This window comes from Shewanella saliphila, assembly GCF_014648295.1.
Lineage (GTDB): Bacteria > Pseudomonadota > Gammaproteobacteria > Enterobacterales > Shewanellaceae > Shewanella > Shewanella saliphila.
The window spans coordinates 1-22,399 of the sequence record NZ_BMQV01000034.1 but is presented as its reverse complement, the minus strand read 5'-3'; the positions used below and the strand labels follow the sequence as shown (position 1 = coordinate 22,399).

The following is a 22,399-nucleotide window of genomic DNA, read 5'->3' as shown; positions in this document are numbered from 1 at the left end:
TGATATACTCGTTACAAAATTTCATATTGCCTGTGAATCGTCACCGGCAACCTAGTCAAAAATCAGAGCGCCAATGAAACTTCTTAAACCATTATTTGATAACAATCGCCGGTGGGCTGAACGGATCAATAAAGAAGATCCGACTTTTTTTGAACAGCTCGCTAAACAACAAACCCCAGAATACTTATGGATTGGATGCTCGGATAGCCGGGTACCATCAAACCAAATTATTGACTTATTACCCGGTGAAGTTTTTGTTCACCGTAATATTGCCAACATGGTGATTCATACCGACTTAAACTGCTTATCTGTGTTGCAATATGCCGTCGATGTACTCAAAGTAAAGCACGTTATGGTGGTAGGCCACTATGGATGTGGTGGTGTGCGTGCCGCAATGGGTAAAGAGCGCTTTGGCTTAATTGATAATTGGCTAGGACACCTTCGTGACATTCATCGTATTCACTATACCGCTCTTGAACCGATGACAGAGCAACAGCGTTTTGATCGTTTATGCGAACTAAACGTCATGGAACAAGTATCAAACGTGGTGTCGACCAATATTATTCAAGAAGCATGGGACCGCGGCCAAGATGTTGCCATTCATGGCTGGATTTACGGTATCGACAATGGTTTACTGACAGACTTAGATGTGACAGTTGACCGTGTCCATGGTAGAGATATTCCGTAAATATCCGAGTAAAATAATCTCACACTGGCCTGCATTATCTAATTAAACGGATATTTTGCAGGCTTTTGTTTATGTAAACCGTCAACGCTTACGGGTTAACTTTTCGATAAAACAACATCAACCGCTCGTTTTTTAAACATCCAGCCCCTTGATGTCGGGATGAATTAACGAAAGATGCAGATTAAAATATTACCTTGTATGTACCCAATCAACTTGAAGATCCGTGTTTCAGAGCTTCACCGTGTTTTCAATACTAGGCGCGTTAATGCGGTAATGTAGGTACCTTATAAGTTAACGTAACAACGCTCTTGATTTAATAATCAGGGAAGCTCGGTGAAACTCCCAAAGGGCAAGTTTTACACGCGTTTATGCTGCGTTATTGATTTTGGAAAGGGAATAACCATTACCCGCAATCAATGCCTTGTCTAAACGCGTGTAAATTCTTGCTGAAATCGAGCATCTTCAGGTTGTTTGGGTATATAATAAATTTCATCTGCTAACCCAAGCTGCGGTTAACTCACAACATATTCTATTATTGAGGTGTCGTTTATCCTCAATAAATATTGTCTACAAACAGTAGGGCTAATTTAATGAACGTTACTCTTATCATTCCAGCACGTTATGGCTCAAGCCGTTTTCCAGGCAAACCCCTCGCCCTCATTGCGGGTAAGCCTATGATCCAACGCGTGTATGAACGTGCTGCATTGGCAAAAGGTATCGACAATATCTTTGTTGCCACTGATGATGATCGAATTAAAAATGCAGTCGAAGCCTTTGGTGGTAAAGCGGTCATGACAGATCCAGATGCCGCATCTGGTACTGACCGTATTAACGATGCTATTGAACGTTTAGGTTTAGGTGAAGACGACTTAGTGATTAATTTACAAGGTGATCAACCGCTTATTGACCCAAGTTCAATTGAACAAATGGTGAGCTTATTTCAGCAACAGCCAGGTGAATTTGAAATGGCAACGCTGGGGTTTCAAATTACCGAAGATAAAGAATTAAACGACCCAATGCACGTTAAAGTGGTATTTGATAACGACTACAATGCATTGTACTTCTCGCGCGCGTGTATTCCATTTGGCCGTGATATTAAAGACCACCCTGTTTATAAACACATTGGCGTCTATGCTTATACCAAACGCTTTATTAATGCCTTTGCCAAGTTACCGGTAGGCAGACTAGAAGACATTGAAAAACTTGAGCAATTACGTGCCTTAGAAAATGGACACAAAATTAAAGTCGTGATCAGTCACTACAATGCACCTGAAGTTGACGTACCTGATGATATTGAAAAGTGTGAACGTATCTTAGCAACAAGCTAAATCCATTACCGCGCTGCTGAGATTAGACAAGGTAGCGCAACATGACTGGAGTGACACATGAGTTTAGAAGGTTATGAAGTTTGGCTGATCATCATTTTAGTCTTAGGTGTGATTGCCAGTAATCTTGCAGTACTTAAGTACTCGGCTAAATTTAAAATGCCGCAATTTGGCGATCCTAAAGAGGGTAAATCATCAGAAAAGCCCAAAGATGAAGCGCAAGACGACTCAACCACTCCGGTAGACTTAGATGATTCAACAAGTGATAACAACACTGATATCACAGACAGTAAATCTAAAAGTGAATAGATAAATATTCACGAAAAATAGTGCCATAAAAAACGCTAGCAAGTTAACTTGCTAGCGTTTTTTATTTATTCGCGATGATTGATAACCGATTATGTGTTAGAAATAGTCGCTTGATGCTTATTCACTGTCTAGGGTCATTTTAGGTGACTCAGCGTTAGGCCAGGCATTTAAAACCGCTTTAACTAACGAGGCTAATGGAATGGCAAAAAATACGCCCCATACGCCCCACAGCCCACCAAACACTAGCACCGCAGCAATGATAACCACAGGATGCAAATCTACCGCATCAGAAAACAATAATGGCACCAACACATTACCATCGAGCGCTTGAATAACGCCGTAGCTCAGCATCAAATAGCCAAATTCAGGGCTAAACCCCCATTGAAAGAACGCCACTAACGCAATAGGAAGGGTCACTAAGGTTGCCCCTACATACGGAATAAGTACAGACAGACCAGTTAATACGCCTAATAAGGCTGAATATCGTAAACCCATCAATGCAAAAACCACATAGCTAACTACGCCAATAATCACAATCTCAATGACCTTGCCACGAATGTAATTGAAAATTTGTTGGTCCATTTCAAGCCATACTTTTCTGGCTAAATCACGATTATCCGGGAAAAAACGCTTACTGCCTTTTAATAATTGGTCTTTGTCTTTTAAAAAGAAAAACACTAACAAAGGCACTAAAATCGCGTAAACCATCAGCACTAATAATGATGCTGAATAGCCTAAAATTTGCTTACCTAAATCAAGTAAATGCTGGGTATCGAGCATTTTATTGATTTCTTCCATCATAGAATCAAGTTGTGCTGCACTAATAAATTGCGGGTATTCGGCACTTAACCCTTTGGCAATTGACATCCCTTTATCAATCATAGTGGGTAAATCTGCCACCAATGACACACCTTGACGCCAAATGCTTGGGGCTAGGCCTAACATTAAAATCAGCATTAACCCTAAAAATGCAACTAATACAATACTGGCTGCAGCGGTACGGCTAATCCCTAAACGAGACATCTGCGCCACTGGCCACTCAAGTAAAAATGCCAATACTAGCGCAATCAACAAAGGCGCAAGTAACCCGGCACCAAAGTACAACGCCAAACCAATACCAACAATAATAAACATCAACGTAATGGCATGGGGATCGCTAAAACGGTTTTTGTACCATTCAGTTAAAAATGACAGCATTGAACAACCTTTATATTAAAACGCTAAATTAGTTTGTTTTGGTGATAATCACGGATAAACAATGCGACTCATCAGTGACGATTTCAATACCAAAACCCATTTTTTTCATTAACAAGGGAACATCTCGGCGTGAGCCATGGTCAGAGAGTAAAACATGTAAGGTTTCACCCACTTGCATCTGCTTTAGTAAAAGTTTCACTTTGACTAAAGGATAAGGGCAAGAATATGGGGTTAAATCAATAAAAATCATTATGAACTTGCTTTAATCATTCTAGGGCTATTATCCTAGCTTGAACACTAAACCACAAGCGATGTTGCAAAACCAACTTGTGCGTTAAGCCAAGAACTTACGACTCATTTAGCATTATAGGTTTCGCTTGCGTAAATTATCATTATCAAGTTTTTCTAAAGCATTAACAGCCACAGCGATCAGTATTGTGTTGGCGGGTAGTATTGCCCATAGCTTTGCCAATAACGACCTTCCAGATCTTGGCACCGCAGCCGTTAATACCTTCAGTCTAGAAAAAGAAAGCGTGTATGGCGACGCCTACATGCGAGTTATTCGTTCAAGTACACCAGTATTAAACGATCCGGTGTTAAGCCAATACTTATCCGAGCTCGGTAATAAACTGGTGGCTAACGCAACAGGCGTTAAAACCCCGTTTTATTTCTTCTTATTGCGTAATGATGAAATTAACGCGTTTGCCTTTTTTGGTGGCCATGTTGGTGTGCATACCGGATTATTTTTAAATGCTGATAATGAAAGTGAACTCGCCTCAGTATTAGCCCACGAAATTAGCCATGTGACACAGCGACACTTAGCGCGCTCGCTTGAAGCACAACAAAAAAGCTCAACAGCAACTATTGCAGGAATGCTAGGCGCGATATTACTGACTATTGCGGCGCCACAAGTGGGTATAGCAGCACTGGCAACAACTCAAGCCCTTGCGACACAATCGTCAATTAACTACACCCGACTCCACGAAAAAGAAGCCGACCGCATTGGAATGCAGATTTTAGTTGATGCCGGTTTTGACCCTAATGCTGCGGCGACATTCTTTGGGCAATTGGCCGTACGTTACCGTTTTTCAACCACTCCGCCACAAATGCTATTAACTCACCCATTACCTGAATCTCGAATAACAGAAGCCCGTAACCGTGCAGCTCAATATCCCGAACGGCATGTTCCAGATAGTTTACTGTACCAATTGGCTAAGGCGCGAATTCAAGTTCGATTCTCAAGCTTTAGTGATGATGCGGCACTGTCTCTATTTGAACAGCAATTAAAAAAACGTGAATATACCCATAAAGATGCCGCGCTTTACGGTAAAGCCTTGGCATTGTTTCGCTTAGAAAAGTTTGAACAGGCAGAAGTCATCATTGATGAGCTACTGAAAAAAGACGACAATAATTTGTTCTATATCGACACTAAAACCGACTTATTGGCTCAAAAAAAGGCTTACCCACAAGCCATTGCGCTATTAGAATCACAGCGTAAATTAAAACCTACGTCACAAGTGATTAATATTAACCTTGCCAACATTTATGTTGAGGCAAATCAACCTACTAAAGCTATTCCATTGCTGGAAGAAACCATCTTTTTAGACAAGCAAAACATGCTGCCTTATCAAATTATGTCCGATGCATACCGCAAGCTTGATAACAAAGCATTAGAGTATTATAGCAATGCTGAAATAATGGCACTGACTGCAAACTATCAAGGTGCGATTGACCAACTTAACTACGCTTACCGTTACTCAGAAGGCAAAACCTTGCAATTAGCCCGAATTGAAGCCCGGATAAGACAGTTCAGACAAGCTGACAGAGAAATGGACCAGTTTAAGTAAGTATAACTGTATCTCTTTACGCATAATTTTTTGATAGAATAATGGCAAACGTATTGTTTGCCATTTTTTATGACGGAAAATAAACATGACAAAAACTAAAACGACTATTCTACACAACCCTCGTTGCTCAAAAAGCCGTGAGACACTTGCATTATTAGAAGCAAACGGAGCAGACATCACTGTCGTTGAGTACTTAAAACAACCGCCTAGCGAAACTGAAATCAATAATATTTTATCGTTACTCGGTGTTAGCGCCCGCGAAATGATGCGCACCAAAGAAGACGAATATAAAGCTCAAAATTTAGCAGACCCAGCACTGACGGAAGCGCAACTGATTAGCGCAATGGTCGCCACACCAAAGTTAATTGAGCGCCCAATTGTACTGGCTAATAATCAAGCTGCCATTGGCCGTCCACCTGAAAATGTTTTATCTATTCTGTAACGAGTAACATAATGACCACACAAACCTTGTTCCAACTCAGCCGTATTGGTTACCTTGCTCTACTCTTGCTACTTAGTGGCTGGTTTATACAACAAGGCTTAAATGGCACTTATTCACTTGGTTTTAGTCTAATTTGGATTGTCCCATTACTCTTTCCGCTAAAGGGTATTATTACCGGTAACCCATACACCTATGCCTGGGCCAGCTTTATTTTATGTGTGTATTTACTGCATGGCTTAACCTTGGCTTATATCACCGCTGACGCATTCATTTTTGCCTTAATAGAATCCATTTTGATTTGTATTTTACTGGTCACCTTTCCTTTCTATGCCCGCAAACGCGGCCGTGAATTAGGCTTAGGGTTAAAGAAAAAATCTGAACAAAAATAGAGCCTTAGCATTTAAATGGTTTTATTAAAAAGCACCTTATGGTGCTTTTTTGTTTATTGCGTTACCACAATACGGCATGCTACATTTGTTTGTTAACAAGATGTTGTATAAAAATAACCACAAACAATAATGTCAATCAATAGACATGGAGTCGTTTAATGAATGTACCGCGTAATATAAGCCTTTACAGCCTTTTAGCCAGCACCATCGTACTCACAGCTTGTGGCAGTGACTCTTCCGATAATCACTCAACAGACATACCATCTTCTTCGGCTTTTGAGATCTGTAGCGATGATTCAAACACAAGCTTAGTATCCACCGGTTCTGAACTGGTGTTTATCGTTGAACAAGATTATGCCGTTAATAGGCCTGGCAGTATTACCGCATCTATAGCCGATCAAGACAGCGCTGGCCGTACGTTTCTATGGCAACAAATCTCAGGCCCTACCCTTGAATTAGCCTCAGTCAATAGCCCTGTATTAGCCTTTACACCAGGTAGTAACGATAACTACAGTTTTAAAGTGACAGTGACAGGCGGTTCGAACAATTATGAAGAGATAGTGTCAATAACTGCTGACTCTGCTGATAATATTTTACGGGTTAACCATGATCATCAAATGGTGGCCAATACAGATGCAAGTTTAAGAATTCAAAATATAAATGGCCAAGTGCCCACAGATATAAGTTGGTGCATGTACCCAAATATCGACAACGTAGGTTTTACCAGTGTCGATTTAACTGACACTAATCGACCACTGTTTAACGCGCCAGATGTAAACAGCGACCAACTTATTAGCCTAAAAGCCACAGCGACCTTTGACGGCCAAACAATCAGTGATGATGTACATTTACTTGTCACAAAAGAAACTGCGACGCCATCAAACGCTTACTTTACTAATCCGCTTGCACGGGTTTATCCGTACAAAGCAGATTCTGCCTATGCAGATAATCTTGTCAACTGTACTTATTCTAACCAACAAGTCGCTTCATGTAATATTCTCAATGAGCTGCCATTTATTAGCCAAGACAGCCAGCCGGACCCGATTGATACCATTATGGACAGAGTCGTGGTATCGCATGATTGGATGGGAAAGAGCTTTGAAACTTACCTCCGCGCACAAACAAACAATGACTTTGTTGAACTATTACAATCAGTAACAGCGATTATTATCAGTTACGATATCAGACCTTCATTTTACAGTGGTTACATTGGTGCAATTTATATTGATCCAGAATATTTATGGCTAACACCAGCTCAGAGGGACACCATTAATGAAACCCCAGATTATCGCAGTAACTATGGTGAAGAACTGAATTACCTTTCACCTTATCGTTATGTTAAAGATAACGATTATGCCAGTGAGTACATAGAAAAAGATAACCGTATCAACCGCACCATGGAAAACATGTCTGCTAATTTTGCCAGGCTCATGTACCATGAACTGGCTCATGCCAATGACTATTACCCGCAAAGTATTCATGCCACACTGCAAGGGCCAAGCCTAAGAGAAGAGTTTGACCGTCGTTTTGCTTCAGATGATATGACATCTAGACAACTTCAGATGCGTTACCCATTGCTCAGCGATGAAATGTATGGCCTAGCAGAGGTTAATTACGCAGGGGAATCAGCAAACAGTACTCAAAAAGCCTATACCCCCAGCGATGTCGCTGAGTTTTTTACCAATGATTTAGCTAATGATGATTATGCTTACTCGTCAACACGTGAAGATGTTGCCATGTTGTTTGAAGAAATCATGATGAGCCATCGCTACGGCATTTTGCGCGATATCGCCATTACAGATAAACCTGATGTACAAACAAGCTCAACTATAACCGTGGAATGGGGACAACGCGGCCGAGTTGGACAGGCTGAGTTGCGCGATCGCGCCAGCTACGTTCTCGGTCAAATGCTGCCTGATATTAACACCCAACTCGTGATGGACGGTTTACCAGAGCCTGTTGCGTTAGTGAAAGGCCAAACCTGGGCACAGAATTTAGTCTTAACAGTAGATCAGTCTAAATCACCACAAAAAGTCTCTAACCAGTCTGATAGTGCTGTCATTGATAATCGACCATTGCAGTTTAGTGGCGACCAACATGCACATTAGTCACTGTATTTAACCTGAGTTCAGGTTATTTAGATAAACAAAAACGCCAAATGAATTCATTTGGCGTTTTTTATTGTCATTTACAATGTATGACTGTGTGTTCGCAGCATAGACAAGCGTGATTTATAGCCTAAGCATTTCTTTAATGAACGGAATCGTCAATTTACGCTGATGTACCATCGAGGCTTTATCAAGCTTATCGAGCACGTCAAATAAAGTACGTAAATCACGTGCCATACGGGTAAGCAAAAAACGCCCTACTTCATCAGATAACTGCAAACCGCGCATTGCGGCGCGGCGTTGTAATGCAGCGAGCTTTTCATCATCTGCCATTGGCTGTAATTGATAAATTAATCCCCATTGCATACGCGAGACTAAATCCGGCAGAACAAAACCCGCCTCTGACGGCGATGCATTGCCACTGACAATCAAACGACAATCTTGCTGCTCTGCAATACGATTATACAGATGAAAAATAGCTTCTTCCCACACAGGATGACCGGCAATGGCTTCAACATCATCAATGCAAATAAGCTCTAATGATTCGAGCCCTTCAAAAAGTGCTGGCGAAATACTGGCGTGGATCCCAAGTGGGATATATAAAGTGCGGCGTTCTAAATCATTTGCATGGGCACAAGCGGCATGCATTAAATGGGTACGACCTGATTTTTCAGGACCATAGACATATAACGAAGAGGTTAATTTACCTTCAGCACTGGCTTGAAGCTTTTGGATCAGCTCATCATTACCCGACGCAGGGTAATAACTCTGAAAGGTTTCATCGTCAGGTAAATAAACGGGTAAAGATAATTGTCTCGGTGAGTTTTGTGTCACTCAGATAGGTCTCAAAATCAAAAACGAACTAAGGTCATTATACATGTAAGCGCTCTGTAAATACAAAGCGCCACCATTGATAAGGTTATTGGCCCAACCACTGATACATAAGTGTGGGTTGGGTAGCTTCTGTTTGCTGTTGATAAAATGACTCAACGCTACCCATGGTATCAATTTGTGATAAACGGTTATCAATATTCAGCAAACGCTGTAAATCATTAATATTGCTAAACAACGAAACGCTGTAGGTTGCTGTACTGCCTTTAAACTGGCTTAAACTAATTGATTTAACCGCACTTAACTGACGTAAATAATCTTCAACATTAACCACTTGAGTCATATTACTTAACCCGCTAAAACTCACCTCTGTTGCAGCATTACTGCCCGTTGATGCAATAGCATATTGGCTGATGAAATAATCAGCTAAAATATTCATCATCCGTTTTATTGCTTGTTGATTATCACTCACTTCACCTTGTTGTGCTACCAAGGGCTGAAGCACGCCATTGGTTCTCACTTTGTTGAATAGGCTAATTGAAAACAGCACCCTAGAGCCTTGATTTTCAATATTGGCGATAGCAAAGTAATCAGATTGATAACGGGCAGAAGCAATAAAAACGCTATCGGTAAAACGGCCACGAACGTCATTGACTGTAACCGCCATCACATCATCTAAATCCATCACCGGCAACATAACGGGTATGCCTTTATTGGCAGATTGCTGGCCTAAATCATCACGGATATCTGATTGTGAGGCATCGGCAAGAATAGTAGGTTCACTGTTATCATCAACAGAAAGCCACATTAAGGTCAAAGGACGTTGACTTCCCCACACGGGTAACCCTGCTTGGCGGAGTTTTTCAATAACGCGTTGATGATCAAAGCTGGCTTTAAGCATCAAGTCACCGTTTTGTTCAAAATACCCATATTGAGTCAAAATGACTTCTGGCTCATCTATCTGCGCTTTAATCAAAGGATTTAATACCACACTTGGGCTACCGGAGTTCTTTAAAAACACCGCGGCAAGGGCTTCTTTTAATGCATTGCTTTTAACATCGTTTGCACGTGAACTCACCGCAATATCAGCTTCATTGAGTTTGCCGACTTCAGCAGCTTGCACAATTGAAATTGAAGTTAACGTAATGAGAGGTAACACAATGAGATTAATTAGTTTTTTCAGCATCTGGTAACATAAACGCAGCAAATATAAGTAATAAAATTATATCATAATAAAAAATGGATAACGAAAACTCTTTTTAGCAGCCCGATAACACTAAGGTCAATTTGACCAAGTATTGTAGCGATATCAAATAACTATAATCGCCACACAGTCCTAATACAGGTTATGAAATTAACCGGTTTTATGTGACAATTCGCGCCGTTTAATCACACGCCTACTCTTAGGGACTGTTGACCTTTCAAGGTTGTTTTTGCAGTGAATTGCTGGCCATTATTCACATTTACAAATGCGCGGCAGAGACTTCGAGGTGTAGTTATTCTACATAAAAAGTCGATAACGCAGTAAAAATGGCCAACAAACGCTGCCCGAAGGGTTCGGCTAAAAACGTTTTACTCTTTGTTGAATGAATTTTGCTTAGATGACTAGGCATCAATCCATTCGCCTCGATTAACACGTTTTCAACTCGAACAAAATTCAACCAGCAAAGATTAACAGGCCCTAGATAATGATGGAGAAAAATATGAAACGCGTGTTAATTCCGCTTCAAGGCGCACAGATGTTATTTGTCGCTTTTGGTGCGTTGGTGTTAATGCCACTGCTCACAGGCTTAGACACCAGTGTCGCCCTATTTACTGCCGGTTTCGGTACCCTTCTGTTTCAACTCGTCACCAAACGCCAAGTCCCCATATTTCTTGCTTCTTCATTTGCCTTTATCGCCCCAATTTTATATGGCGTACAAACCTGGGGCATTCCTGCCACTATGGGTGGATTAATGGCGGCTGGGGTTGTGTATATGCTACTTGGCTTAACGGTTAAGTTACGTGGCACTGACTTTATTCACACCTTATTACCACCTGTGGTTGTTGGCCCAGTGATTATGATCATTGGCTTGGGCTTAGCCCCTGTTGCGGTCAATATGGCCTTAGGCAAAAGTGGTGATGGTAGCCTTGTTATTGTTGAACAAAATACCGCTCTATTTATCTCATTGGCTGCGTTAGCGACAACGGTTTTGGTGGCTGTATTTGCCAAAGGCTTAGTACGCTTAATGCCCATTCTTGCGGGTATTTTAGTGGGTTATGGCGTCAGTTTAGCGTTTGGGATTGTTGACTTTACGCCCGTCAGTCAAGCTGCTTGGTTGGCAGTACCTAACTTTGTTGCGCCGGAGTTTAACTGGCACGCCATTTTATTTATGATCCCCGTCGCCATTGCCCCTGCGGTTGAGCACATTGGTGATATTTTGGCGATTTCAAATGTAACCGGTAAAGACTACCTTAAAAAGCCAGGCTTACATCGCACCTTAACCGGTGACGGTATTGCCACTATCGCTGCATCTGCTTTAGGCGGACCACCTAACACCACCTACAGTGAAGTAACAGGCGCAGTGACTCTCACCAAAAGTTTTGATCCGCGCATCATGACGTGGACCGCTGTAACGGCGATTACTTTAGCGTTTGTCGGTAAACTGGGGGCATTAATGCAAACCATTCCGGTGCCGGTCATGGGTGGCATTATGTGCTTGTTGTTTGGCTCGATTGCAGCGGTAGGCTTAAATACGTTAATCCGTCATCAAGTAGATCTGAGCGAAGCCCGTAACCTCAGTATTGTTGGTGTGACGTTAGTATTTGGCATTGGCGGTATGGCATTTGGTATCGGTTCGTTCAGTTTAACTGGCATCAGCTTGTGCGGTATTGTTGCTATTTTAATGAACTTGATTTTACCCGCAGCTAAAAAGCATAAAGCAGACGCCTAAACATTGCGTGAGCAACTAAAGCGTTAACAAAAAGCCCCAATGGCACTATGCAATTGGGGCTTTTTTCATTGTGTGTAAATAAACACACATCTAAAAACGGTTATTCTGCAGCGTCTTCAGTACGGAACTTGTCAGCTGTCGCTTTGATGATGGGTTGAAGCTCACCTTTTTGGAACATCTCAGTGATGATGTCACAACCACCAATCAACTCACCTTCTACCCATAATTGTGGGAATGTTGGCCAGTTAGCAAATTTAGGTAATTCAGCACGGATATCTGGGTGCTGTAAAATATCTACAAATGCAAATTGTTCACCACAGTTGATCATCACCTGAGCCACTTGAGATGAAAATCCACAGCTTGGTAATTTAGGCGAACCTTTCATGTACACAATAATTGGGTTTTCACTAATTTGCTGTTTAATCTTTTCTACAGTTTCCATTTGATTTCCTAAGTACGACGACTGAACATTTAATATCTATTGTACGACACCTAAGCCAATAACAAAATCCCACAGATTGTAAGGTTTATTTACAATCCATAAAATCAATGGCTATATCATAGATAAAAATACCTTAAACATAATCAACACTTAAATAATTGCCACATAAACTAACGTCATCATATGCTAATTAACCTTTTAAGCATTAAAACGGTTAAAAAGAACACATTAATCCCTAAAAATGTAACAAAAGCGTTAGTTTAAACACTATGGGCCATTTGCTATGCAATTTTGACCTCACGCTAACGTTAATTCCCTAAACAATGATTCACATCACAAAAATAATCAGTACAATAGCACTAGAGCAATGTTACCTGATTGGTAAACAAAAACGATAACCTGAATCCATGGAGAGATACTAATGGCTTTCGAACTACCAGCATTACCTTATGCAAAGAACGCACTTGAACCGCACATTTCACAAGAAACTATCGAGTTTCATTACGGTAAGCACCACAATACTTACGTAGTAAAACTAAATGGTTTAGTTGAAGGGACTGAATTTGCTAGCAAAACGCTAGAAGAAGTTGTTAAAACTTCAACAGGTGGCATGTTCAACAACGCAGCTCAAGTTTGGAACCACACTTTTTACTGGAACTGCTTAGCGCCTAACGCTGGCGGCGAAGCAACTGGCGATATCGCAGCTGCTATCAACGCTTCTTTCGGTTCTTTTGAAGAATTCAAAGCTAAGTTTACAGATTCTGCAGTAAACAACTTTGGTAGCGCGTGGACTTGGTTAGTGAAAAAAGCTGACGGTTCTCTAGCTATCGTTAACACTAGCAATGCTGCTACTCCGTTAACTGACGAAACTGTGACTCCATTATTAACGGTAGATGTATGGGAACATGCATACTACGTTGATTACCGTAACGCACGTCCAGAGTATTTAGCTCACTTCTGGCAGCTTGTTAACTGGGAATTTGTTAACAAGAACTTTGCTGCTTAATCTTAATTAACAGTCAAACTTAAGGAGCCTATACGGCTCCTTTTTTATGTGCGTCATTCATTGAAAATAAAACTTTCTTACTACTCCTATTTTTGCAACTATTGCAAATGCTATTGTTTGTCATTGTTTTTGTTTAATTTATTTTAAATAAAACTTCGCGAAGTCTTTTAGCCTGTCCTACACTTTAGTCGTAAAGCCTAATATAAGCTGGATAGGTCTAGCATCTTGATTACCTAGATCCTCACCCATCACTCTGGCTTTTAAAAAGTGAGACTACAGTATGTTTTGAGGGGGTTACCATGGGCATTTTTGAGCATTATCAACAACGTTATGAGAAAAAACTCGACGAGGAATACACCTTAGAGCAATTTCTTGATATTTGTAAGCAAGACAGAAGCGCTTATGTGTCTGCTGCAGAACGATTATTAATGGCAATTGGTGAAGCTCAAATGGTCGACACCGCCAAAAACCCCGTTTTAAGTCGTATCTTTTCCAACCGACTTATTGCCAGCTACCCGGCTTTCAAAGATTTCTTTGGTATGGAAGACTCCATAGAACAAATTGTGGCTTACCTTAAGCATTCAGCTCAAGGCTTAGAAGAATCAAAACAAATCCTTTATCTCCTTGGTCCTGTAGGTGGTGGTAAATCATCGCTGGCAGAAAAACTCAAAGCATTAATGCAACAAGTGCCCATTTATATTCTCAGTGCCGATGGTATGCGCAGCCCGGTTAACGATCATCCGTTTTGTTTGTTTGATCCTGAAGAAGACTGCGAGTTGTTGCAAAACGAATACAAAATCCCAGTGCGTTACCTCAAAACTATCATGTCTCCGTGGGCAGTAAAACGCTTGCATCAATATGGCGGTGATATTTCAAAATTTAGGGTGGTTAAAGTCTATCCGTCAGTATTAGACCAAATCGGTATTGCGAAAACCGAACCCGGTGATGAAAACAATCAGGATATTTCAGCTCTTGTCGGTAAGGTCGATATTCGACAACTGGAACATTTCTCACAAGATGATGCCGATGCTTACGCCTATTCAGGCGCACTGTGCCGTGCTAACCAGGGGTTAATGGAGTTTGTCGAGATGTTTAAAGCACCAATTAAGGTGTTACATCCATTATTAACCGCCACTCAAGAAGGTAACTATAACGGTACCGAAGGCTTATCTGCACTGCCCTACAATGGAATTATTTTGGCTCACTCCAACGAGTCGGAATGGTCGACCTTTAGAAACAACAAAAACAACGAGGCGTTTTTAGACCGGGTATATATTGTCAAAGTACCTTATTGTTTAAGGGTGTCTGAAGAAAAGGCCATTTATCAAAAGCTATTGGCCAACTCTGAATTATCGATGGCACCGTGTGCACCAGGAACGCTGGAGACATTAGCGCAATTTAGTGTGTTGTCGCGTTTAAAAGTCCCTGAAAACTCATCTATTTATTCTAAAATGCGGGTATATAACGGCGAGAGCTTAAAGGACACCGATCCAAAAGCAAAATCGTACCAGGAGTATCGGGATTACGCCGGTGTTGATGAAGGTATGGAAGGGCTATCGACCCGTTTTGCCTTTAAGATTTTATCGCGGGTGTTTAACTTTGACAGCGCTGAAATTGCCGCTAATCCAGTCCATCTTTTTTACGTGCTCGAAAAGCAAATTGAGCAAGAGCAATTTCCGAGTGAAACCGGCGAGAAGTACCTTGAGTTTTTAAAAGGTTACCTTATCCCTAAGTATGTTGAATTTATTGGTAAAGAAATTCAAACCGCTTATCTTGAGTCGTACTCTGAGTATGGTCAAAACATTTTCGACCGTTATGTCACCTACGCAGACTTTTGGATCCAAGATCAAGAATATCGCGATCCTGAAACCGGTCAGTTATTTGACCGTGGTGCATTAAATGCTGAGTTAGAGAAAATAGAAAAACCTGCAGGCATCAGTAACCCTAAAGACTTCCGTAATGAAATCGTTAACTTCGTTTTACGCGCCAGAGCTAACAACGAAGGTAATAATCCTTTGTGGACCAGTTACGAAAAACTGCGCACAGTGATTGAAAAGAAAATGTTTTCTAATACGGAGGATTTATTGCCCGTTATTTCGTTCAATGCCAAAACCTCAAATGATGATCAGCGTAAACACGATGATTTCGTCAATCGGATGATGGAGAAAGGCTATACCAAGAAACAAGTCCGATTATTGTCTGAATGGTATTTACGCGTTCGAAAATCATCGTAATCAACACCCAGCCCTGGCTGAGACTTACTCAGCCAGATCGTTGACTTGGGGGGCGTATGGCAAATTTTATTGATAGACGACTCAACGCTAAAGGAAAAAGCACGGTTAATCGTCAGCGGTTCATTGAACGTTATAAAAAACAAATCAAAAAGGCCGTCAGTGATGCGGTGACGCGTCGTAGTGTCACCGATATTGATAAAGGTGAAAAAATCAGTATCCCTACCCGTGATATAAGTGAACCACTGTTTAGACAAGGTCAAGGTGGTAAACGTAATCGTGTCCATCCGGGTAATGATCAGTTTAATCGTGGCGACCAAATACAACGCCCACGTGGTGGCGGGCAAGGCGGTGCGGGTCAAGGTGACGCTTCAGACAGCGGCGAAGGTAATGACGATTTTGTCTTTAATATTTCAAAAGATGAATACCTAGAACTGCTGTTTGAAGACCTAGAGCTACCTAACTTACAAAATAATCGCCTTAATAAGTTGGTTGAGTATCAAACCTATCGAGCGGGTTTTACCAATGACGGCGTGCCAGCCAATATTAATATTGTTCGTTCACTGCGATCGTCCCTAGCCCGCCGTATTGCGATGTCAGGCAGTAAAAAACGCGCGCTTAAGGAGTTAGAGGCTGAGCTTGAGCAGTTACAAGATATGCCGGGCTCCCAAGCAGAAAAAATACTCGCGTTAAAAGAGCAAATTGAACAGCTCAAAAAACAAATCGCCAATGTGCCGTTTATCGACACCTTCGACTTACGTTACAACAATTATGCAAAGCGTGAAAAGCCGTCCAGTCAGGCGGTGATGTTTTGCTTAATGGATGTGTCAGGTTCGATGGATCAAGCCACCAAAGATATCGCCAAACGTTTCTATATATTGCTGTATTTGTTTTTAACCCGCAGCTATAAAAATCTGGAAGTAGTGTATATCCGTCATCATACCCAAGCCAAAGAAGTTGACGAGCATGAGTTTTTTTACTCGCAAGAAACCGGCGGTACCATTGTATCAAGCGCATTAAAACTGATGAACGAAATTCAACAAGCTCGCTATCCTGAAAACGAGTGGAATATTTACGCAGCGCAAGCATCTGATGGAGATAATTGGTCCGATGATTCGCCCCATTGCCATGACTTATTGGCTAACCATATTTTGCCCAAAGTGCGTTATTTCAGTTATATCGAAATCACCCACCGAGCCCATCAAACCTTATGGAATCAGTACCAGGACCTGCAGCAACAATTTGATAATATTGCTGTGCAACACATTCGTGAAGTCGAAGACATTTACCCGGTATTTCGCGAACTCTTTAAAAAACAAGCTGTATAGGGGGCAATCATGGTTAAAGCAACCCGTAAACCGTTGGATGATGGACCCGAATGGACATTCGACTTACTGGAAAAGTACCAACACGAAATTGCCAACGCGGCTGAGTTTTTTAAATTAGACACATACCCTAATCAAATAGAGATCATTACCGCCGAACAAATGATGGATGCCTATGCCGGCATTGGTATGCCCATTGGTTACACACATTGGTCTTTTGGTAAACGTTTTATTGAAACCGAGCAAGGGTATAAGCGCGGTCAAATGGGCCTTGCCTATGAGATTGTGATTAACTCAGACCCTTGTATTGCCTACTTAATGGAAGAAAACACCATCACCATGCAGGCACTTGTTATGGCCCATGCATGTTATGGACATAACAGCTTTTTTAAAAATAACTATCTATTTAAAACCTGGACCGATGCCAGCTCCATTATTGATTATTTAGTGTTTGCCAAAAATTACATTCGGGAATGTGAGGTCAAATACGGTATTGAGCAAGTAGAATTAACCCTCGACTCGTGTCATGCCTTAATGAACTATGGCGTGGACCGTTATAAACGCCCTGTTGAAGTGTCATTTAAAGAAGAACAGGCTCGCCAACAAGAACGTGAAGATTACCTGCAAACCCAAGTGAACGACTTGTGGCGCACGATACCCACTCAACCACAACAGGCACCGCAAAAGAGTGACAAGGTATTCCCTGAGGAACCGCAAGAAAACATTTTATATTTCATTGAAAAAAACGCTCCATTATTAGCCCCTTGGCAACGTGAGCTGGTGAGAATTGTACGAAAAATGGCGCAGTATTTTTACCCGCAAAAGCAAACTCAGGTCATGAATGAAGGCTGGGCCACATTTTGGCATTACACCATTTTGAACCACCTGTACGATACAGGAAAAGTCAGCGACCGCTTTATACTCGAGTTTTTGCAAAGTCACACCGCTGTCGTTGCGCAACCGTCTTATAACAGCCCGTATTACAATGGTATTAACCCTTATGCTCTTGGTTTTGCCATGTTTGTCGATATCAGACGTATTTGTGAACACCCAACGGATGAAGACCGTCATTGGTTTCCTGATATCGCCGGAAGTGATTGGTTAACAACAGTGCATTTTGCGATGCAAAACTTTAAAGATGAGAGTTTTATTAGCCAATATTTATCCCCTAAAGTCATTAGAGATTTTAAATTATTTGGCATATTAGACGATGAAAAACGCAGTCACTTAGCGGTTTCAGCGATTCATGACGAACAAGGTTATCAAGACATTCGTAGTATCATGTCGCAGCAGTATAACTTATCCAATATTGAGCCCAATATTCAAGTGCAACAAGTGCAAGTTAATGGTGACCGTTCTATTACGTTACGTTACATTCCATTTGATAACATCCCGCTGGCTGACAATCATCAAGAGGTGCTAAAACACTTACATCGCTTATGGGGCTTTCATGTGAGCTTAGAACAAGTGGATGAACTGGGCATGATAAAAGTCATTTCAAGTTGTCCTGAAACGACAGAGGAGAATATCCCTTCACACGATGTTATCGCATAAATCAAAAAAGCCAATCGTTAAACGATTGGCTTTTTTATTTCACTGAACAATATCTTAATCGATGTCTACATCAATATCTGTGTCATTATTAGCTAATGATTTAGCTATTGTCGTGACCAATTTCAGCAGGCATGTCATCACGCAATTTTTGCCATAACTTACCACTTTCAATGCCATTATTACGCATTAATGCAGGTACATCGGCATAGTTTTTATCTTTGGCGAGTTGCTCGAGTTTAACGTAAAAACGCATGGTTAACTCTCGTGCTTCTTGGCTCTGAAAATAAAAACGGCCTACTCGGTTATACAAGCCTTTAAAGCCATTTAATATCAATACATATAAAGGATTACCAGAGGCAAAAGCCAAGGTGTGATGTAATTGATAATCAAATTCAGCATAAGCTTCTGCATCATTTTCTAACGAATGAATCCCTGCTAAAGCGGCAATCGCTTTATCTGGATTGTGTCTAATCGATGCTCGAAAATAAATGTTACTGACATTGCCACGTGCGGACATAAGCTGATCAACCAATAATGGGAATCCATCTGGGTTTAAATCGGCAATGGTTTCGAGAATATTCAGTCCTGAGGTTTCCCAGAAGTTATTCACTTGGGTTGGTTTACCATGTTGAATTTTCAACCAACCATCGCGTGCTAAACGCTGAAGTACTTCACGTAACGTAGTACGAGTGACACCGATGAGTTCAGAAAGCTCACGTTCTGCCGGTAAAATGGATCCGGGTGGAAACTTATTTTCCCAAATGGAACGAACAATGTATTTCTCAGCAAAACTTGCTGGGCCTTTGGCATTGATGATCATTAGCCTTCATATCCTATTGCTAAACAATGGCGAAACTATTGCACTGATCATACCAGAGCGGTAGAAAATAAAAACCATTGTTTATTCACAATACTTTTAAAGCACAATTTTTAACCTGCAGAAAATCACTCTAATTTAATTTATTGAATAAAGCTCACATTACGCCACTAGAATCATCGTAATATGGCGATTTTACTCGATAAAATCGACCAAGTTTAGTATATACTCATGTAGCTGTTTTGTTAGTGCGATGTATGATTATTTGCCCAAGCAACGAGATTACAATTCGATTTTACTTACGCTACACTAACGGCAAATTTAATGGCCATATCGCGTACACCAATTTAATAGGTGAATTAACGCATTGTTTGTTAAGGCAATACTTCGCTATTTTACAACAAAAAAACAGGCTGTTTTATACCAATGACGTGCCTAGGGTTTAATGAAAATTAATGAAATATTGATTTTCATCAAGTTTTAAATATGAACTTGCCTCTATTCTCCCAAACTTGTTGAAATTAACGATGTGTTGTTTGTTATCAAAAATGGTACCAATACTGTCACATTAACAATACTGGAGAGGCTGCAATGCAGGCAACCAAGAGTCAGGCGCTGTTTGTTAACTTTTTAGGTAATTCGCCTAAGTGGTACAAATATGCAATTTTGGCATTTTTAGTCATCAATCCCCTGCTGTTCTTTTACGTTAGTCCATTCGTCGCTGGATGGGTTTTGGTCGTAGAATTTATTTTCACCCTCGCGATGGCATTAAAATGTTATCCATTACAACCGGGTGGATTACTCGCGATTGAAGCGGTCATGATTGGAATGACATCCCCCACGCAAGTACTGCATGAAATTGAAGCGAACTTAGAAGTACTTTTACTCTTAGTGTTTATGGTTGCAGGTATTTACTTTATGAAACAGCTATTGCTGTTCGTATTTACCAAGATGATCACTAAAGTACGCTCAAAAATTGTCGTGTCATTGATGTTTTGTACCGCATCAGCATTTCTATCTGCCTTCTTAGATGCCTTAACGGTTATTGCGGTTATCATTGCGGTCGCGGTGGGTTTCTACTCTATCTATCACAAAGTGGCCTCAGGCAAGAGCTTTAGTGATAACGATGGCCATGACCATACATCAGAATCATCTGGGCAACTCAATGATGATGAATTAGAAGCATTTAGAGCCTTTTTACGTAACTTATTAATGCACTCTGGTATTGGTACGGCCTTAGGTGGTGTGTGTACCATGGTGGGTGAACCGCAAAACTTAATCATTGCAGCGCAAGCCCATTGGCAGTTTGGTGAGTTCTTCTTACGTATGTCACCAGTGACAATGCCAGTACTGGCTGCAGGTATTTTAACCTGTTTCCTTGTTGAAAAATTCAAGTGGTTTGGCTACGGCGCGCAGTTACCTGATGCAGTACATCGTATTTTAACGGATTATGCTGCGCACGAAGACTCGCACAGAACCAACCAAGATAAAATGAAATTGGTCATTCAAGCCTTAATCGGTGTGTGGTTAATTGTTGGTTTAGCATTGCATTTAGCCTCTGTTGGCTTAATTGGCTTATCTGTCATCATTTTAGCAACGGCCTTTAATGGCGTAACAGATGAACACGCGCTGGGTAAAGCGTTTGAAGAAGCCCTGCCATTTACCGCATTATTAGCCGTGTTTTTTGCGATTGTCGGTGTAATTATTGACCAAGGCTTGTTTGCGCCAGTAATTCAATGGGCACTGAGTTATGAAGGCAATATGCAGTTAGTGATTTTCTATATTGCTAACGGCTTACTGTCTATGGTGAGTGACAACGTGTTTGTAGGTACGGTTTACATTAATGAAGTTAAATCGGCGCTATTAAGCGGTCAAATTACTCGCGATCAGTTCGACTTGCTTGCTGTAGCAATTAACACAGGTACTAACCTACCGTCGGTTGCCACGCCCAATGGCCAAGCAGCATTTTTATTCTTGTTAACCTCTGCTATTGCACCACTTATTCGACTCTCTTATGGTCGTATGGTGTGGATGGCATTACCGTACACCATTGTATTATCAATCGTCGGTGTGCTGGCAATTGAAACCGGTTTCTTAACCGATATGACCCAATCACTATACGATACCCACTTAATTATTCACCATTCGGCGAAAGATTTGGGCGGTATGGTTAGCGGCCATTAATACGGTAGCCCCTCAGGGGAATGGACTTAATAGATAATTTATCTTAAAGTCGACACTGCCCATTTGAACACCCTCAATTGAGGGTGTTTTTTTATGTTTAAAATGCAAGGAGCAGCACTTGTCTGTTTTACAACGTTTTTGTCGTGGTCGTTTATCTTGGGGCTTGCTTGCCCTATCAGGTGTCGTGTTAGAACTTGCAGCACTGTTTTTTCAGTACGTAATGGATTTAGCTCCCTGCGTTATGTGCATTTATGTTCGTGTTGCCGTTCTGGGCCTCATCTTGGCCGGAGTGATTGGCATGCTAAAACCTAAACTGTGGATTTTTCGCTTTGTAGGGTTAGTGAGTTGGGCTGTCTCTTCTGTATGGGGATTTCGATTAGCCTCTGAGCTTAACGACATGCAGGTAAACCCATCTCCTTTTGCGACATGCTCTTTTTACCCTGAGTTTCCAAGCTTTATGCCATTAGATGTGTGGTTACCTTCAGTATTTTCACCTACAGGTATGTGCAGTGATTTACCCTGGACTTGGCTGTCGGTGAGCATGGCACAATGGATGATGGTGTGTTTTGTTATTTATGCGGTGATTTGGTTAGCCATGCTTGTTCCGTGTTTAAAACCGGCAAAGTAACTTATCCCAATTGATGAACAAAAATGTATGGTCCGCCTCGTTATTGCAAATGATATTTTCGATAACGAGGTTGGTTTGCGCTAATGTATTCGGAGTCTTCATTAGGTGCTTTACCACCCGCTCCACGATGAGTTCCGCGCTAG

Annotated in this window: 20 protein-coding genes; 14 read left to right on the top strand and 6 right to left on the bottom strand. The window is 41.2% G+C overall.

The features are described 5' to 3' along the window. Nucleotides 1–73 precede the first annotated feature (73 nt). From can to IEY48_RS14700, 3 genes are all read left to right on the top strand, one after another. The gene (gene can / locus IEY48_RS14710; RefSeq protein WP_188921619.1) at nt 74–688 is read left to right on the top strand and encodes a carbonate dehydratase; all 615 of its coding nucleotides are present in this window, start codon (nt 74–76) and stop codon (nt 686–688) included. Nucleotides 689–1,278: 590 nt separating this feature from the next. Next, nucleotides 1,279–2,016, top strand: coding sequence for a 3-deoxy-manno-octulosonate cytidylyltransferase (kdsB, locus tag IEY48_RS14705; protein ID WP_188921617.1), 738 nt, complete (start codon nt 1,279–1,281; stop codon nt 2,014–2,016). A gap of 57 nt (nt 2,017–2,073) precedes the next feature. Continuing rightward, nucleotides 2,074–2,322, top strand: coding sequence for a DUF2897 family protein (locus IEY48_RS14700; protein WP_188921614.1), 249 nt, complete (start codon nt 2,074–2,076; stop codon nt 2,320–2,322). Nucleotides 2,323–2,439: 117 nt separating this feature from the next. Here IEY48_RS14700 and IEY48_RS14695 read toward each other — a convergent pair whose 3' ends face one another. After that, entirely contained in the window at nt 2,440–3,519 is a 1,080-nt protein-coding gene (locus IEY48_RS14695; RefSeq protein WP_188921612.1) for an AI-2E family transporter, read from the bottom strand. A gap of 28 nt (nt 3,520–3,547) precedes the next feature. Next, nucleotides 3,548–3,769 carry a sulfurtransferase TusA family protein gene (locus IEY48_RS14690; RefSeq protein ID WP_188921610.1) on the bottom strand — a complete coding sequence of 74 codons (222 nt, stop codon included), beginning with the start codon at nt 3,767–3,769 and terminating at the stop codon, nt 3,548–3,550. 127 nt (nt 3,770–3,896) lie between these two features. Here IEY48_RS14690 and bepA point away from each other — a divergent pair, with 127 nt between their 5' ends. The 4 genes from bepA (at nt 3,897) to IEY48_RS14670 (ending at nt 8,305) form a co-directional block, all read left to right on the top strand. Continuing rightward, nucleotides 3,897–5,366 carry a beta-barrel assembly-enhancing protease gene (gene bepA / locus IEY48_RS14685; protein ID WP_188921608.1) on the top strand — a complete coding sequence of 490 codons (1,470 nt, stop codon included), beginning with the start codon at nt 3,897–3,899 and terminating at the stop codon, nt 5,364–5,366. Nucleotides 5,367–5,451: 85 nt separating this feature from the next. Then, nucleotides 5,452–5,808 carry an arsenate reductase (glutaredoxin) gene (gene arsC, locus IEY48_RS14680; RefSeq protein ID WP_188921606.1) on the top strand — a complete coding sequence of 119 codons (357 nt, stop codon included), beginning with the start codon at nt 5,452–5,454 and terminating at the stop codon, nt 5,806–5,808. An 11-nt stretch (nt 5,809–5,819) separates the two neighbouring features. Then, entirely contained in the window at nt 5,820–6,197 is a 378-nt protein-coding gene (locus IEY48_RS14675; RefSeq protein WP_188921604.1) for a DUF2069 domain-containing protein, read from the top strand. Nucleotides 6,198–6,355: 158 nt separating this feature from the next. Then, entirely contained in the window at nt 6,356–8,305 is a 1,950-nt protein-coding gene (locus tag IEY48_RS14670) for a PKD domain-containing protein (RefSeq protein ID WP_188921601.1), read from the top strand. 123 nt (nt 8,306–8,428) lie between these two features. On the opposite strand, the gene hda is transcribed toward IEY48_RS14670, so the two are convergent. Continuing rightward, the gene (gene hda, locus IEY48_RS14665; RefSeq protein WP_188921599.1) at nt 8,429–9,139 is read right to left on the bottom strand and encodes a DnaA inactivator Hda; all 711 of its coding nucleotides are present in this window, start codon (nt 9,137–9,139) and stop codon (nt 8,429–8,431) included. Nucleotides 9,140–9,224: 85 nt separating this feature from the next. After that, nucleotides 9,225–10,322 (bottom strand): DUF2066 domain-containing protein, encoded by a 1,098-nt coding sequence (locus tag IEY48_RS14660; protein WP_188921597.1) that lies wholly within the window; start codon nt 10,320–10,322, stop codon nt 9,225–9,227. A 517-nt stretch (nt 10,323–10,839) separates the two neighbouring features. On the opposite strand from IEY48_RS14660, the gene IEY48_RS14655 reads away from it, so the two are divergent. Continuing rightward, nucleotides 10,840–12,069: a uracil-xanthine permease family protein gene (locus IEY48_RS14655; protein ID WP_188921595.1), complete on the top strand. Its 1,230-nt coding sequence runs from the start codon at nt 10,840–10,842 to the stop codon at nt 12,067–12,069. Between the two features lie 100 nt (nt 12,070–12,169). On the opposite strand, the gene grxD is transcribed toward IEY48_RS14655, so the two are convergent. Next, nucleotides 12,170–12,511, bottom strand: a complete 342-nt coding sequence (gene grxD / locus IEY48_RS14650; RefSeq protein ID WP_011637214.1) for a Grx4 family monothiol glutaredoxin — start codon at nt 12,509–12,511, stop codon at nt 12,170–12,172. A 421-nt stretch (nt 12,512–12,932) separates the two neighbouring features. Here grxD and sodB point away from each other — a divergent pair, with 421 nt between their 5' ends. From sodB to IEY48_RS14630, 4 genes are all read left to right on the top strand, one after another. After that, nucleotides 12,933–13,517: a superoxide dismutase [Fe] gene (gene sodB / locus IEY48_RS14645; RefSeq protein ID WP_188921593.1), complete on the top strand. Its 585-nt coding sequence runs from the start codon at nt 12,933–12,935 to the stop codon at nt 13,515–13,517. Between the two features lie 299 nt (nt 13,518–13,816). Further along, nucleotides 13,817–15,751 (top strand): PrkA family serine protein kinase, encoded by a 1,935-nt coding sequence (locus tag IEY48_RS14640; RefSeq protein ID WP_188921591.1) that lies wholly within the window; start codon nt 13,817–13,819, stop codon nt 15,749–15,751. A 56-nt stretch (nt 15,752–15,807) separates the two neighbouring features. Then, nucleotides 15,808–17,076 (top strand): YeaH/YhbH family protein, encoded by a 1,269-nt coding sequence (locus tag IEY48_RS14635; protein WP_188921589.1) that lies wholly within the window; start codon nt 15,808–15,810, stop codon nt 17,074–17,076. Between the two features lie 9 nt (nt 17,077–17,085). After that, entirely contained in the window at nt 17,086–18,627 is a 1,542-nt protein-coding gene (locus IEY48_RS14630) for a SpoVR family protein (RefSeq protein ID WP_188921587.1), read from the top strand. A 100-nt stretch (nt 18,628–18,727) separates the two neighbouring features. Here the strand turns inward: IEY48_RS14630 and fadR are convergent, their stop codons facing one another. Then, entirely contained in the window at nt 18,728–19,447 is a 720-nt protein-coding gene (fadR, locus tag IEY48_RS14625; RefSeq protein WP_188921585.1) for a fatty acid metabolism transcriptional regulator FadR, read from the bottom strand. A gap of 588 nt (nt 19,448–20,035) precedes the next feature. Between fadR and nhaB the strand changes: the two genes are divergently transcribed. After that, on the top strand, nt 20,036–21,628 hold the full coding sequence (gene nhaB / locus IEY48_RS14620) for a sodium/proton antiporter NhaB (RefSeq protein ID WP_188921583.1): 1,593 nt from the start codon (nt 20,036–20,038) through the stop codon (nt 21,626–21,628). Nucleotides 21,629–21,746: 118 nt separating this feature from the next. After that, nucleotides 21,747–22,256: a disulfide bond formation protein DsbB gene (gene dsbB, locus IEY48_RS14615; protein WP_188921581.1), complete on the top strand. Its 510-nt coding sequence runs from the start codon at nt 21,747–21,749 to the stop codon at nt 22,254–22,256. Nucleotides 22,257–22,399: the final 143 nt, after the last annotated feature.